This is a genomic window from Chelativorans multitrophicus (assembly GCF_011317445.1).
Classification (GTDB): domain Bacteria; phylum Pseudomonadota; class Alphaproteobacteria; order Rhizobiales; family Rhizobiaceae; genus Chelativorans; species Chelativorans multitrophicus.
The window spans coordinates 1-13,023 of sequence record NZ_JAAAPL010000011.1 but is presented as its reverse complement, the minus strand read 5'-3'; the positions used below and the strand labels follow the sequence as shown (position 1 = coordinate 13,023).

The window sequence follows — 13,023 nt, the reverse complement described above, 5'->3', positions numbered from 1 at the left end:
ATTCACAGAGATCCGTCCATGCCGGCCGGCTCATCCACGTCGTCCTCAGGTCAGAACGCCGCCCGGGCCCGACTTCGGTCCCGTCATCCAGGCCGGCATGAGTGCGACGTCTTCGAGGATATTGGCGGATTTTGCCCATTTGGCGAAGGTGTCGCGGGCGGCGTTGAGCGGATGGCCGCCATCATGTGCCGACATGCAAACACGCATCGTCGTTTCGTAGAGAACATCCTGGAGTTCGATCGGCCACTCATCGAGAAAGTCGAGGGCGTCGCCGAGGGAGGCGATTTCCACGATCGTGAACTTTCCATCCTTGACGAAGACCGGACTGTCGAAAATCTTGTCTTTCATTACAAACTCCTGGGCTCTCCCGCGCTGCAAGCATCATGGCCAAGCGAGAATATGAGTTTGGCGCCACTGGGCTTCAAGTTATCAGCGGTGGCTCGCCGAGCGTACGACAGGCAGCCTACGAGATGCACTGTCGGCCGCCGTAGCTACTACTCATGTCGACGCATCTGCAGCGTTACTTCCGATCGCGCTCGATCTCGGCTGCCAGATTGTCGAAGATCACCGTCAGGCCCCGCCTCGATGCCATCTCAACTACAAGTTCTTCGATCGCCCGATCGGAAAGCCGCGTCGGAGTCGTCTGTCGGATCCGCCTGACGACCTTCCTGATCGGGATGGGACCGGGATCTCCGTCATCGACACGGCGAGCGATCTCGATGACTAGCTCGACATCGATGTCGCCTGGCAATTCCCTCATGATCCTTCTCCGCTTCGGCAGGAAATTATTGCCGCGTTGCGCGGCGTTGTCGAAGAACGTGCGGTACGACGGGCAGAGGTCGAAGTCGGCCTTGGGGATTGCGCGCGCCGAACTGAGTGGGTGCTGGCCATCATGGGCGGAACAGCAAACCTGCGCGGTCGTCTCGTATGCGGCATCCTGAAGTTCGACTGGCCACTCTTCCAGAACGTCCAGCGCGTCGCCGATGGATGCGATTTCCATGATCGTGAATGGTCCAGCCTTGACGAAACGGGAGCGTCGAAAAGCCTGTCGTTCATCGCTTTGTCTAGCTGTTGGCTCCGCGCTCTTTCTGAGTCCCGTCGGCGACAGAACAAGCAAAACCATGCGACGGACACCGTCGCACTTCAAGGGAATGAGCATCAGCGCGAGCGACAGAAGCTCGATCGGTTGTCGCCCTGACGATTGTTCGCGATGATCGTCTTCCAAAAGCTGGTCTGCTCGTGTCGCGCGAAACCGTGTGCAATTCTCAAGATATCGCAGTCGGCAATCGCTTGGAAACCATTCTTCGACAGATTGATGGTGCCCGGTCACTCCGGCACATTGCCGTCGAGCCGAACTTGTATTGCGTACCGCTCGACGGCTAGTTCATTCGTCCGAGGCGCACGCCGCACTGCCGAAATACATTGGCGGACATGATCGGCCGCTCGGCGTAGGCGCGAACGAGCGCCTTGCTCGCCACCCACAGACCAACGATCCGACTCACCCAGACCCCACCACGGCTGGCTCATGTAGGTCGCGACGATATCGTCCCAGTTGAAGCTCATTGTTTCTCAATGAGGAGCTGTCCGGTGGCGCTTGTGAACATACAGGGAACACGGCGCGAGCGCAAAGATTTTCGCCTGCTCCGGTAGCGGGCCGGGAAGGGCGATGGCGACGGGTGCCGGGGACGCCGAGAGTGAGAGGTCGCGGGCGGACGCCGTGACGGGAGAAGGGCTGGAGGAGAGGCCTCCGGCCGCCCGTTGCGGAGTTCCCACCATGAGCGATGAGCGCGCAAGCATCTACGAACGTATCACCAACCAAATCGTTGCCGCGATCGAAGCCGGCGCCGCGACATTTCGAATGCCGTGGCACCATGACGGGTCCGTCACCACCCGCCCGACCAATATCGCCAGCGGCAGAGGATATCGAGGCGCCAATATTCTCGTGCTGTGGGCAGCCGCCGAGAATGCCCACTTCACGAGCGGGATCTGGGGCACCTACCGGCAATGGATAGCGCTTGGCGCGCAGGTCCGGCAGGGGGAACGCGGCACGACCATAATATTCTGGCGGCTCGCATCGGCCGAGGACAAGGAGTCCGCGTCCGCCGACGAGGCCTCGGCGCCTGCCGGCCGGACGCGGATGTTCGGTCGGGGCTACACTGTCTTCAACCGCTGCCAGGTCGATGGCTTTGAGTCCGCGGAAATTCAACGCCTCGACGAGGCCGAACGGATTCGACACGCCGATGCCTTCTTCAACGCTTTGCGCATCCCGGCACAGTTCGACGCGGCATCCGCGTTCTATCGTCCTTCCGATGATCGCGTCTTCATGCCGTCGTTCTCGGCGTTTGTCGACCCCTTGGCCTTCTACGGCGTCCTCTATCATGAGGCCGGCCATGCGACGGGGGCAAAACACCGCCTGGACAGAAATCTCGAGAAGCGGTTTTCGGCTCGGGCCGCGGCTATGGAAGAGATCGTCGCCGAACTTACGGCCGCCTTCATCCTGGCCGACCTCGACCTTGCCTTCCAGCCTCGCCCGGACCACGCCGCCTATGTCGCCAACTGGATTGAGGCACTCAAGAACGATCCCCGCGCCATCTTTGCATCCGCCGGACAGGCCCAGGCCGCCGCCGACTGGATGCACGCCATGCAGCCTGCGACCGAGCACATGCTGCCGAACGAGGAGATGGCGTGATGGATGTGAACCTCTCACTGCGCCGGGATCGGTTGCTGATCCTCGCCGGCTCCGCGAGCAAGCGCCCAGATCCCGGTACAATCCCGGCCCGGGATCGGTATGACGGCCCGCTCTGGCGCACCCTGCGCGCCGACCCAAACGGCGTTCTCGCCAAGGTCGGCTTTCTCTCGGCGCGTTTCGGGTTCCGCGCCGCCGATACCCTGATCAAGGACTGCGACGCACGCCTCACTCGCGAGCTTGCCGACCGCATGATCGTCGGCGGCATGATCACACGGTGGCCGCGCCCGCCATCACCAAACCGGCCGGATAATTCGGGCATGCACCCCGGCGCCGAGATCGCCTCGCTCTGCCTCACCCGGGAAGGCAGGGTGCCGTTCCGCGACGTCGCCCTGGTCGGTGGCTGTCTCTATGTCGAAGTCATGCGCGCCTTCCTGTCGGGATTTCAGCGCATGGGCTGCGTCGCACCCGATGCGCGCATCGTCGAAATCTCGGCTCCGATCGGCATCATGCGACAGCGCATGGTGGCCTGGCTCAACGATCCGCAGGGCGGGAGGCGGTCATGCTGACCCCGCCTACGATCCCGATCGTATCGGCCTGCGCGTCCTCAGCCTCGGCGCCGGCGTGCAATCGACAACGCTGGCGTTGATGGCAGCCCATGGCGAGATTGGCCCTATGCCGGATCTCGCCATCTTCGCCGACACCGGCTGGGAGCCGGCTCGCGTCTACGAGCATCTCGACTGGCTATCATCGCCCGACGTCCTGCCGTTCCCGATCCACACCGTCTCGGCCGGCAATATCCGCGATGGCCTGATGCGCGGCGCGCGGGCAACGCTGGGCTTCGATCCCCGCTTTCTCGCGGACCGTCACGCAGGCAGGCACCCGCATCATTCACTATGAGGAGGATGCCGACGGCGAACGCCGGCCGGTCGGCCATCGCATTCTCGAGTGCGACGAGATCGAGATCGGCATGATTATCCGGCAATGCACGACCGAATACAAGCTCGTGCCGATCCGCCGTCATGTCCGCGTGCTGGCCGGGCTGGAGGGCTTACGTTCGCCCTCCTATCCCGTCGTCGAGCAATGGATCGGAATCTCGACCGACGAGGCGATCCGGATAAAGCCGAGCTTCCAAGCCTGGCAGATCAATCGCTGGCCGTTGATCGAAAAGCGGATGAGCCGGTCCGATTGCATCGCCTGGTTGCAACGCCACGGCTACCCAATTCCGCCCAAGAGCGCCTGCCTCGGCTGTCCGTTCCATTCGAATGCCCGCTGGCGGCAGATCCGCGACGAGGATCCGACGGGATGGGCGGACGCTGTCGATGCCGATCGGCGTATCCGCACAGGCTTTCGCGGCATGCGCGCCGAGCTTTACCTGCATCGCTCCTGCGTCCCGCTCGACGAGGCAGACCTCTCCGATGACAGCAACCAGCTCGACCTCTGGCCGCTCGAATGCGAGGGCATGTGCGGTGTTTAGTCCTCGCTTCACGGATGTGCAGTTCCGTGCGATTGAGCGACCCGATCTCAATCTGCTCCTGGTCGAATGGGAGCACCGCATGGGACCGGTCCGGCGTCCGAACCGCGGCTGGTCGCATGGGCTCTTTCACGACGGGCAACCCGTTGCCGTCGTTGCCACCGACCGACTCATCCGCGAGCGTGTCGCCGGCTTTGATCGTGCCCAGGCGATCGAGCTTTCGCGTCTCGCAGCGGCGCGACCGGACCTCACCCGTGTCGTGTTGCGCCTCTGGCGCGCAGTCGTCTTTCCAGCGATTTGCGCCGAGGGCGGCTACACGTGGGCCGTGAGCTATCAGGACGCCGTTCTACATCGGGGCAATCTCTACAGGTTCGACGGCTGGGTTACCGTCGGCCGATCGCGCAGCGGCACCGGCCAGCGAACCAAGCGCAAAGGGCGCAGCAAGGTCATCTGGGGATGGTGCGACGATAAGCGGTCGCGCAGTTCTCGCTCAACAATCTTACATCGATGACACCGCCGCCCGCCGCCAGAGGGGCGGCCTTTCGCCGTGACGGCTCGATGAGGTCGAGGAGGTCCCCGGCCGGCCGTCGCGGAGAAAGAATATGACCACGAACCAGCCGGACAGCTCGCGCTACAAGCCCGATATCGACAACGCGCTGAAAACCAATGGTGGGCACCTCAGCATCGGTCGCGGCGGTTTCACCCTCCATTATGGGAACGGCGCTCGATTGTCGGGCTATGACATCGAGCCGATCAAGGCCGAGTGCATCGCCGCCGGGCTGCCAGTCATCGACAGCCTGTCGGTCCCGTTTGACGCCGTCGCGGACCTCGCCATCCGCGGCCCAATGGTCGCCGTAGGGCGCGATCCCGATCCCCAGCCCTGGCACTGCCTCTCCTTTGCGTCGCTGCAGGAGATCGCCCTTGCTTATGCCGAAGCGGGCGCCGAGGTCTGGAACGTGCCCGGGATTCCCGCGTCCCGGCAATCAGCGATCAGGGGAACCTCGCTGTGAGTCCGCGCCCGCTGATCGAGCTCTACACCACGATGAGCGAGTTCGAGCATCTGCACGAACGGCACGATCGGACCCGCAGTACTAGCAAGTTCATCACGGTCGAACGCGAGGCGTTGATCCATATCCTGATGGACCATTCGCGCTTGGTCGACGCGCTCCGCCAGGCGGGACAGGTACGCAGCCGAGATGGCTCATAGGCTCGTGCGGTCAAAACGGTCGCCCCGGCCGGTGGCCAACCGGCCGCGCCGGTGGGGCGGTGCGGCCGGTCATGAGAGGAAGAGGAGGGCAGGGGGCTTCGCGATGGGGTTGGAGGTTCGGAGAGAGGCTCCGAACCGCCCCGTCGTGGAGTAAATCACCATGGCGAAGGCCACACCGAAAATCTCCCTGAACCAGTCGGAGAACATTCCCTACGACAAGCTGGTGCTCTCACAGAAAAACGTCCGCCGCATCAAGGACGGCGTCACGATCGAATATCTCGCAGAGGATATCGCGCTGCGCAGGGGACTTCTGCAGAGCCTTAACGTTCGTCCGTTGCGCGACGAGACTGGCGCGGAAACCGGTCAGTATGAAGTCCCGGCCGGTGGCCGGCGCTTTCTCGCGCTTGGCATCCTGATCAAGCAGAAGCGGTTGGCGAAGGACCAGCCGACACCCTGCATCGTCAACCGCGATGAAACGACCTCGGCCGAGGACGATTCGCTCACCGAGAATATGAAGCGCGAAAGCCTGCATCCCCTCGACGAGTTTCGCGCTTTCAAAATCCTCCACGATCAAGGTCTTGGCGAGGAGGATATTGCGGCCCGCTACAAGGTGACGGCAGACACGGTCAAGCAGCGGCTGCGCCTCGCCGATGTGTCGCCCAAGCTCCTCGATCTCTACGGCAAGGGCGAACTCAAGCTCGAGCAGGTCAAGGCGTTTTCGATCACCTCGGATCACACGCGCCAGGAAGATGTCTGGGCGACCGTGTCGCGCTCACATGTGCAGGAGCCATACTACATCAAGCGCCTGCTGACCGAGACGGCGGTGCGAGCCGACGATCGCCGCGCCGTCTATGTCGGCGCCGAGGCCTATGAAACGGCAGGTGGCATCGTCCTGCGCGACCTGTTCCAGCAGGATGGCGGCGGCTGGTTCCAGGATCCGGCACTGCTCGAAAAGCTGGTGCTCGACAAGCTGCAGGCCGATGGCGAGACGGTCAAGGCCGAGGGCTGGAAGTGGGTCGCCGCGGCGATCGATTTCGGCTACGGCCACACCTCGGGTCTGCGCCGCGTCTATGGCGAACCCACGCCATTGAGCGAGGAAGAACTCGCCCGCCAGGACCAGCTCCAGGCCGAATTCGACAAGCTCGACGCCGGATATGCCGAGGCGCCGGACTATGATGAGGAGACCGAAAAGAAGCTCGAAGCGCTCGGCAACGAGCTCGATGCGCTCAACGATCGTCCCGATGTCTACGATCCCGACGAGGTCGCGCGCGCCGGGGCCTTTGTCACTCTCGATTCCGATGGCGAGTTGCGCATCGAGCGTGGTTTCGTCAAGCCCGAGGATGAAGCGCCGATCGACCAATCCAGTGCAGATGAAGATGCCGCTGACGGTGAGGCGTCCGTCAACGGTCGGCAGGCAGACAGTGTCGGCGGTTCTGCCTCCAACGACGTCTCGACCGAGGAATCGGACGAGGTCATTCGGCCGCTGCCCGACCGGCTCATCATGGACCTCACCGCCCAGCGCACGCTGGCGCTGCGCAACGCCCTCGCGCAGGACGTCGACACCGCCTTCGTGGCAGTCCTGCATTCCCTGGTGCTCCAGACCTTCTACCACTATGCCAGCGAAAGCTGCCTGGAGCTGAGCCTCAAGAGCGCCAGCTTCAGCCAGGTCCAGGGTCTCGGCGGCAGTGTCTGGGCCAAGGAAATCGCGGAGCGTCACGACAACTGGGGTCGCGAGCTCCCCAGGTCCACCGACGCCCTCTGGGACTTCCTCTTCGTCCTCGACCCGGCGAGCCGTCAGGCCCTGTTCGCGCATTGCGCCGCTCAGGGCCTCAATGCTGTGATCGAGCCCTGGAACAAGCGCCCGGGGGCCATCGCCCATGCCAACCAGATCGCGCGCACGATCGGCTTCGACATGGCGGAAGCCGGATGGGAGCCCACCGAGGAGGCCTATATCGGCCGGGTGACCAAGCGGCGGATCCTGGAAGCCGTCCGCGAGGCCAAGGGCGAGGAACAGGCCTATCTCATGGAAGACTCGCCGAAGGCCAAGATGGTGACCGAGGCTGTCCGTGTCCTCAAGGGCTCCGGCTGGCTTCCCGAAGTCCTCCGCCTCGATGCCGTCATCGAAGCGGATCCACCGGTGGATACCGACGCCGGTGCCGAGAGCACCGAACTGCCCGCCTATCTCAGCGACAACGCCGGTGAGCCTGTTGATGGCAATCCCGCCACCGAAGCCATGCAGGCGGCCGAATAGCACCGCACCGCATCGCGTCATCCGCCCCGGGGCCCGGCCACAGCGCCGGGCCTTTCTCATTTCTGGACACGGAGACAATCATGTCCGCACAGCACATTTACGACCACGCCCCTCTGGGCAGTCTCATAAAATATGCCGACGGCGCCCCGAAACCGCCCGCCCGGTTCACCCGCAAACTGCGGGACTGGGAATCGCGCAACGGCGTCGGCCGGCTGGTGAAGAAGGAGCCGCCGCGCGAGCGGCCGACATATAGCTCGCCCGCCTACTTCACGCTCCATGAGGGGAATTTCGGCGAGGGCGGCATGATCATCGTCACCGTCATGCGCACCTATTCCGTCGATAGCGCGCTCATCTTCAAGGTCGCCGAACGGCCGGCGATCGGCATGGTCCGCGTGATCCAGGCGGTCGGCGACAATAGCGAGCTGATCAACCTCGCAGAAAGTCAGCAGGCCGCCGAACTCTGGCTTGCCCGCCACCCGCATTTCAACGTGCGCTTCGAGGAAGTCACCGCCGACGAGGTCAGCGCCGACGTGGTCGAGGGCCGCGCCGCGGCCTGAGAGGTGCGTTTCAACCATCAATCCCTGCCGCCCGGCATCGCTCAGCGATTGTCGGGCGCCTTTGTTTTCATGGAGATCATCATGTTCGATTGGACCAAGTCCTGTTCCTACGACGAGGCACAGAAGCGCCGTTTTCATTCCATGGCGCGCTCGCGCCTCAGGCAGCTCGCCGCCGAGCTTCACCTGCCGCCCGGTACATTCGACATCCGCTCGAATCGAGGCGGAGTCGCCGTATCGGGTGAGGTGACTTTGCACCACACCGCCGCTTACATCCAGGTCGGACAGTTCGGCCTGTCTTCGGGTCACGGCATCCTGATCCGCACCTGCAAGGGCCGCAAGGACTATACCGGCGGCGCCAATCACTTCGCCGCGCTCACCCTGCTCGACGACATCCCGGCGCTTGCCGCCAGTGTCCACGCCATCACCGGCGTCGGTCGCCAGGCCAGCGGAGAGATTTCCCATGCCGCATGAACATGTCCTGCGACCGGGGCGGTCCACCGCCAGGCGCTTCACCCCCATTTCGTCTCTAGCCCTGAACGGAGGACAGCCATGACACCGCCCGGCAAGATGCGCGAGGTCAAGCAGAACATCGATGCCTTCGGCCAGCACCTGTTCCAGGTGTTCGGCGATGCCGAGAGCGACGCTTTCGCCTACACGGTCGGCAATGCCGAGCAGGGTCTGCCCGAACTTCTGGTGATCGGCAATTTTCCGGCACACATCATCGGCCTGCTGCTCAATGATCTCGGCGCCAAGATGCGCGAGGACGGGCGTCCGCTGCCTCTCGGCCTGGTCGACATCGGATGGTCCGTTCCGGTCAAGATCCGGATGTCCGGCCCAGCTGCTCGGGATCGCTTCACGATCCAGGCCAGTCAGTATTTCGGTCACGACACCTATGGCGTGCTTCAGGTCATGCTTTGCGACCCGAAGAACAGGTATCCCGGCGAGGACGGCTGCGATCCCCGCTACGACGTCGAACGTCCATAGAGCCCGATCCGGCACGACCTTAGCGCTGTCACCGACCCGAACCTCGAAGCGGCAGCGTGCCTTCAAGCACGCCCGGTTCGCTCCGGGTCCTTGTTCTCATCCAATGCCAAATCAGGAGATCACCATGCCGATATACCGGCTCGGCTCAAACGAGCTCGTCCACGCCCCCGGCGTCGTCGCCTGGGCCATCAACGGCTATGCCTTCCAACGCGACCGCGACGTCCTGCGCCGCGTCATCGTCGACGGTTGGCCCGGCGTCCCCGCCGCGGCCGCGCACCAGCTCCTCTCCGGCTCCGTTCCCTATTCGGTCGATGGCGACACCGTCGTCTTCACGGCCGAACGCGGACCGGACCGCTTCGACGGGAGGGCGCCATGACCGACCGACCTTTCCGCAAAATCCATCCCGGTGTCGCCGGCGGCCCGCAGATGTACGAGCTTTTCAATCGCGGCGCGGACCTACCCATCGAGCAGCGTATTTCCGGTGAGGCCTATGCCGGGGGATGGTTCGAAATCGACCAGGCCGGCTATCTCTTCATGCTCGACATGCTTCCGCCCCTCTTCATGCGCACCGGCATGTTCGGCATGTCGGAATTCAAGGCCGGCAACGTCACATCGGTGTTCTTCGAGATTACCATTCGCGGTCGCCGCCGGTGGTTCCACGGCCACTGCGATCTCAGCGATCGGCAAAGCCCCGAGCGGATGCGCGCCGCCATCATCGCTTTCGAGACCGACGCTTTCGACAGCATGACCCGCGCCGAGAAGCTCGAGGCCGTCTGGCATCGCACGCACGACGACTTCAAGGGCATCGCCGGTGCGGCAAGTCCCGATGCCTGGCCACCAGAGCATCGGGGCAAGCGCACAATCCTGGTCAATGGCGGTGCCGTCGGCACGGTGCTCAAGCTGCTGGAGAACCTGACGGATGCCGAGATTGCCGAAATGCTCGGCGCAAGGAGGGACCACGGATGAAAATCAGGCGAAAGACCCCACCGCGGTCGACCATCGTGGAAGCGCGCTCGGCCTACGCCGCAAGCCTCGAAACACCCGATCGTGCCCGGTATCGATGTGCGCCCGACCGGGACGCCACCGTCGCCGACATCGTCACCCCTGGCACAGCCGTGCGCACATCCTATGGAACCGGCGGCGTCGTGGTGCGTGTCGAGCAATGGTCCTTCACGGCCTACACCGGTGAGGCGTTTTCCCACCACACCATCGTCTATGTGCCTGCCGACCGGCAACATCGCTACCGCGATAGCGAAATCCGCAGCCTTCCCACCGCTGCCGGGCGAAGCAACCCGTCAGATCTGACGGGTCCCTGCGGGCAGGCCGGAAAGGGAGAGGGACGGCCGGTCGGGGTGAGCCGGGCGGTCGAGAGAGAGCCTCCGGTTCGTCGTTTCCGCTCTCTCCGGAGATCCACTCCATGTCCATATCACTGTCCAAAACCCGTGTCGCCACCCTGGTTCCCGACCATCGCCGAACGGACTTTCTGCCCAACCTCTTCGGCCTCCAGTTCCTGATCGTCGGAGAGAACACGCTCTACAGCTTGATGGAATGGCTCAGCCCCGAGGACTATGGCGGCGGCTTCTGGAACTTCTACGAGCTCGACGGCAAGCCGCTCTATCTCGTGCCGACGTCCAAGCCCCGCTATCGCATCATCTGCCGCACCAATGACTATTCCGGCGAGGTCAGCGCCAACGCGGCCGGCATCATCGCGACGCTGTTCACGTTCTCGCATCTGTCCTTCAAATACCAATCCGACCGCTTGGCCGATGGCTATAGTCGGCTCTTCGCCTATGCGGCCAACCATGCCGAGGCATCGGAAATCTTCCAGGCCATAGATTGACTCGCTCCGCGCCCCGACGGGTCGTCGGGGCGCTTTTTTTGTGCCCGGGCTACCGGTGGCCGCTGGGTCCGCGCCCGAGAGCCAGAGACGGGTCGGAAGGAGGCGGTTCGGCGGAGGAGGAGAGAGCGCCCCGCGAACCTCCCCCACTTCGCTCTCGACGGTACCCCTCCATGACTCCTATCCTATCCAACGCCGCGCTCGCGGCCGATCGCGTTCGGCCCGACGGCATCCCGAGCACCTCGCGCGCGACCCCGATCCTCGCGGCAGGCGGCGAACTGCTCGACTATCTCACCCGCGGCGAGACGATAAGTAGTGCCATGCTGCGCGCCGTCATGGTCAACGCGTTCGGCGGCAGCGACGCCGAGGGCTTCTGGCTCTGGAAGGACGCCTACGAGGCGTGCGAAGTTGCACAGGTCCTCTTCGCCCGCCGCTACGGTGCGGCCATTTTTTCCCAATCCGCAACGATGCGCGCCGCGCTCACGATGATCGCGCGCGTCAGCGACCTCATCCCCACCCATACACGCCGCAGCGAAGAAAGCCAGGCGCTCCAGCAATTGTCGACGCCGATGCCGCTGGCCTTCGTCGCGTCGCGTGCCGCCGGCCTGATGGATGACGATATCCTCCTCGAGCCATCCGCGGGCACCGGCATGCTGGCGGCCTTCGGGGCGATCGCTCGGTCGCGCCGCCTGATCCTCAACGACTATGCCGAGACCCGCGCCGATCTCCTCAAGGGTCTTTTCCCGGAAGCGCCGGTGACGCGGTTCGATGCCGCTCATATCGACGACTGGTTCGACGCGGCGATCCGTCCGACCGTCATCGTGATGAACCCGCCCTTCTCGGCCGGCGCGTATGTCGAAGGCCGCGTCGCCGACGCCGCCTGGCGGCACCTCGCTTCCGCCTTTGCCCGGCTCGCCCCGGGCGGAAGGCTGGTCGCAATCACCGGCGCCAATCTCTCCCCCGACAATCCGAGCTGGCGTCGCGGTTTCGAGCGCCTGCAGGCCGAAGGCACGGTTCGCTTGAGCGCCGCGATCGCGGGGCGGGTCTATGCACGGCATGGTACGAGTGTCGAAACGAGACTCACCGTCATCGACAAGGTGCCGGCCACCGATCCCGGTCAGCTCGTGCCCTCGCGCGGCCTGGCGCCCGATGTCGAAACCCTGCTCGACTGGATCCTGGACCTGCCGCCGCGGTCGCCTTCGACCGCCGGCAATGCCATCGGCGCCATCGCCAATAGCATCGTACGCGACGTCGCGGCCCGCACGGCCGCCGGGACCATGCGCCCTGCCGGGGTCGCAGCGCGCCCTTCGCCATCGCGGGCACGCCCGCGCCCGGCGCCGATCGTACGGGACGAGCCGGCGCCGCTGCCGTTGACCTATCGCCCGCGCGAAGCGGCCGCGCCATCCGCGACCTCGCTGACCGACAGCATCTACGAGCCCTACCTGGTGCAAGCGATCGACATCGCCGGCGCGCAGCCGCATCCATCCAGCCTCGTGCAGTCGGCCGCCATGGCCTCGATCGCGCCGCCGCTGCCGACCTACCAGCCGGTCCTGCCCGAGCGCGTGGTCGCCGAAGGTCTGCTCTCGGACGCGCAGCTCGAGAGTGTCATCTATGCCGGCGAAGCGCATGGCCAGCACCTGCCCGGCCGCTGGTTCGTCGACAAGAGCTGGGACGTCTCCCAGCTTGGCTCGGACGATGCCGCCGATACGGTCCGGTTCCGTCAGGGCTGGTATCTCGGTGATGGCACCGGTGTCGGCAAGGGCCGCCAGATCGCCGGCATCATCCTCGACAATTGGTGCCAGGGACGCCGCCGGCACCTGTGGCTGTCGCGCTCGGCCGAGCTGATCGAAGACGCGCAGCGCGACTGGTCAGGCCTCGGTCAGGAAAAACTCCTCATCCAGCCGCTCTCCCGCTTCAAGCAGGGCAAGCCCATCGTTCTTGTCGCTTGGCACTTAATTGTAAGAATACGGTGGTTTCGTCCGGACTTGGCATTTTATTGTGAGAATCGTGGTGGCCGGATTCTCAAA

15 protein-coding genes and 1 pseudogene are annotated in these 13,023 nt (G+C 64.3%); 14 read left to right on the top strand and 2 right to left on the bottom strand.

Features of this window, described 5'->3' with window-relative positions:
• Positions 1 to 45 precede the first annotated feature (45 nt).
• Together GNP00_RS22535 and GNP00_RS22530 are read right to left on the bottom strand one after the other, a co-directional pair.
• A complete protein-coding gene (locus GNP00_RS22535; RefSeq protein WP_011579013.1) occupies positions 46 to 348 on the bottom strand; it encodes a DUF982 domain-containing protein in 303 nt (100 codons plus the stop codon).
• Positions 349 to 520: 172 nt separating this feature from the next.
• A complete protein-coding gene (locus GNP00_RS22530) occupies positions 521 to 1,000 on the bottom strand; it encodes a DUF982 domain-containing protein (RefSeq protein ID WP_166016324.1) in 480 nt (159 codons plus the stop codon).
• 774 nt (positions 1,001 to 1,774) lie between these two features.
• Here GNP00_RS22530 and GNP00_RS22525 point away from each other — a divergent pair.
• The 14 genes and pseudogenes from GNP00_RS22525 to GNP00_RS22460 form a co-directional block, all read left to right on the top strand.
• Entirely contained in the window at positions 1,775 to 2,689 is a 915-nt protein-coding gene (locus GNP00_RS22525; RefSeq protein WP_011579015.1) for an ArdC family protein, read from the top strand.
• Complete coding sequence (locus GNP00_RS22520) at positions 2,689 to 3,255, top strand: hypothetical protein (RefSeq protein ID WP_011579016.1); 567 nt, start codon at positions 2,689 to 2,691, stop codon at positions 3,253 to 3,255. Before GNP00_RS22525 ends, GNP00_RS22520 begins: the two co-directional genes overlap by 1 nt.
• Positions 3,227 to 4,163: pseudogene (locus tag GNP00_RS22515) on the top strand (hypothetical protein). The gene GNP00_RS22520 and the pseudogene GNP00_RS22515 overlap by 29 nt, the downstream one beginning before the upstream one ends.
• Complete coding sequence (locus GNP00_RS23200; RefSeq protein ID WP_011579019.1) at positions 4,156 to 4,671, top strand: hypothetical protein; 516 nt, start codon at positions 4,156 to 4,158, stop codon at positions 4,669 to 4,671. The pseudogene GNP00_RS22515 and the gene GNP00_RS23200 overlap by 8 nt, the downstream one beginning before the upstream one ends.
• A 91-nt stretch (positions 4,672 to 4,762) precedes the next feature.
• Positions 4,763 to 5,170: a hypothetical protein gene (locus GNP00_RS22505; protein ID WP_011579020.1), complete on the top strand. Its 408-nt coding sequence runs from the start codon at positions 4,763 to 4,765 to the stop codon at positions 5,168 to 5,170.
• On the top strand, positions 5,167 to 5,367 hold the full coding sequence (locus GNP00_RS22500) for a hypothetical protein (protein WP_041545893.1): 201 nt from the start codon (positions 5,167 to 5,169) through the stop codon (positions 5,365 to 5,367). Before GNP00_RS22505 ends, GNP00_RS22500 begins: the two co-directional genes overlap by 4 nt.
• A 160-nt stretch (positions 5,368 to 5,527) precedes the next feature.
• A complete protein-coding gene (locus GNP00_RS22495; RefSeq protein WP_011579021.1) occupies positions 5,528 to 7,618 on the top strand; it encodes a ParB/RepB/Spo0J family partition protein in 2,091 nt (696 codons plus the stop codon).
• Between the two features lie 80 nt (positions 7,619 to 7,698).
• Positions 7,699 to 8,175 (top strand): hypothetical protein, encoded by a 477-nt coding sequence (locus tag GNP00_RS22490; protein ID WP_011579022.1) that lies wholly within the window; start codon positions 7,699 to 7,701, stop codon positions 8,173 to 8,175.
• Between the two features lie 81 nt (positions 8,176 to 8,256).
• Positions 8,257 to 8,646: a hypothetical protein gene (locus GNP00_RS22485; protein WP_011579023.1), complete on the top strand. Its 390-nt coding sequence runs from the start codon at positions 8,257 to 8,259 to the stop codon at positions 8,644 to 8,646.
• 78 nt (positions 8,647 to 8,724) lie between these two features.
• A complete protein-coding gene (locus GNP00_RS22480; protein WP_011579024.1) occupies positions 8,725 to 9,159 on the top strand; it encodes a DUF4262 domain-containing protein in 435 nt (144 codons plus the stop codon).
• A gap of 124 nt (positions 9,160 to 9,283) precedes the next feature.
• Entirely contained in the window at positions 9,284 to 9,535 is a 252-nt protein-coding gene (locus GNP00_RS22475; RefSeq protein ID WP_011579025.1) for a hypothetical protein, read from the top strand.
• Entirely contained in the window at positions 9,532 to 10,125 is a 594-nt protein-coding gene (locus GNP00_RS22470; RefSeq protein WP_011579026.1) for a DUF1419 domain-containing protein, read from the top strand. The genes GNP00_RS22475 and GNP00_RS22470 overlap by 4 nt, the downstream gene beginning before the upstream one ends.
• A 451-nt stretch (positions 10,126 to 10,576) precedes the next feature.
• A complete protein-coding gene (locus GNP00_RS22465) occupies positions 10,577 to 10,999 on the top strand; it encodes an antirestriction protein (protein ID WP_011579027.1) in 423 nt (140 codons plus the stop codon).
• Positions 11,000 to 11,169: 170 nt separating this feature from the next.
• The coding region (locus GNP00_RS22460; protein WP_166016322.1) for a strawberry notch-like NTP hydrolase domain-containing protein at positions 11,170 to 13,023 on the top strand (1,854 nt) is incomplete at its 3' end.

Excerpts from the sequence above, each read along its gene's own strand:
- GNP00_RS22475 (WP_011579025.1), top strand. The coding sequence starts at position 9,284 with ATGCCGATATACCGGCTCGGCTCAAACGAGCTCGTCCACGCCCCCGGC.
- GNP00_RS22530 (WP_166016324.1), bottom strand. The coding sequence starts at position 1,000 with ATGGAAATCGCATCCATCGGCGACGCGCTGGACGTTCTGGAAGAGTGG.
- GNP00_RS22520 (WP_011579016.1), top strand. The coding sequence starts at position 2,689 with ATGGATGTGAACCTCTCACTGCGCCGGGATCGGTTGCTGATCCTCGCC.
- GNP00_RS22470 (WP_011579026.1), top strand. The coding sequence starts at position 9,532 with ATGACCGACCGACCTTTCCGCAAAATCCATCCCGGTGTCGCCGGCGGC.
- GNP00_RS22465 (WP_011579027.1), top strand. The coding sequence starts at position 10,577 with ATGTCCATATCACTGTCCAAAACCCGTGTCGCCACCCTGGTTCCCGAC.
- GNP00_RS22490 (WP_011579022.1), top strand. The coding sequence starts at position 7,699 with ATGTCCGCACAGCACATTTACGACCACGCCCCTCTGGGCAGTCTCATA.
- GNP00_RS22480 (WP_011579024.1), top strand. The coding sequence starts at position 8,725 with ATGACACCGCCCGGCAAGATGCGCGAGGTCAAGCAGAACATCGATGCC.
- GNP00_RS22525 (WP_011579015.1), top strand. The coding sequence starts at position 1,775 with ATGAGCGATGAGCGCGCAAGCATCTACGAACGTATCACCAACCAAATC.
- GNP00_RS22505 (WP_011579020.1), top strand. The coding sequence starts at position 4,763 with ATGACCACGAACCAGCCGGACAGCTCGCGCTACAAGCCCGATATCGAC.
- GNP00_RS22535 (WP_011579013.1), bottom strand. The coding sequence starts at position 348 with ATGAAAGACAAGATTTTCGACAGTCCGGTCTTCGTCAAGGATGGAAAG.
- GNP00_RS22495 (WP_011579021.1), top strand. The coding sequence starts at position 5,528 with ATGGCGAAGGCCACACCGAAAATCTCCCTGAACCAGTCGGAGAACATT.
- GNP00_RS22485 (WP_011579023.1), top strand. The coding sequence starts at position 8,257 with ATGTTCGATTGGACCAAGTCCTGTTCCTACGACGAGGCACAGAAGCGC.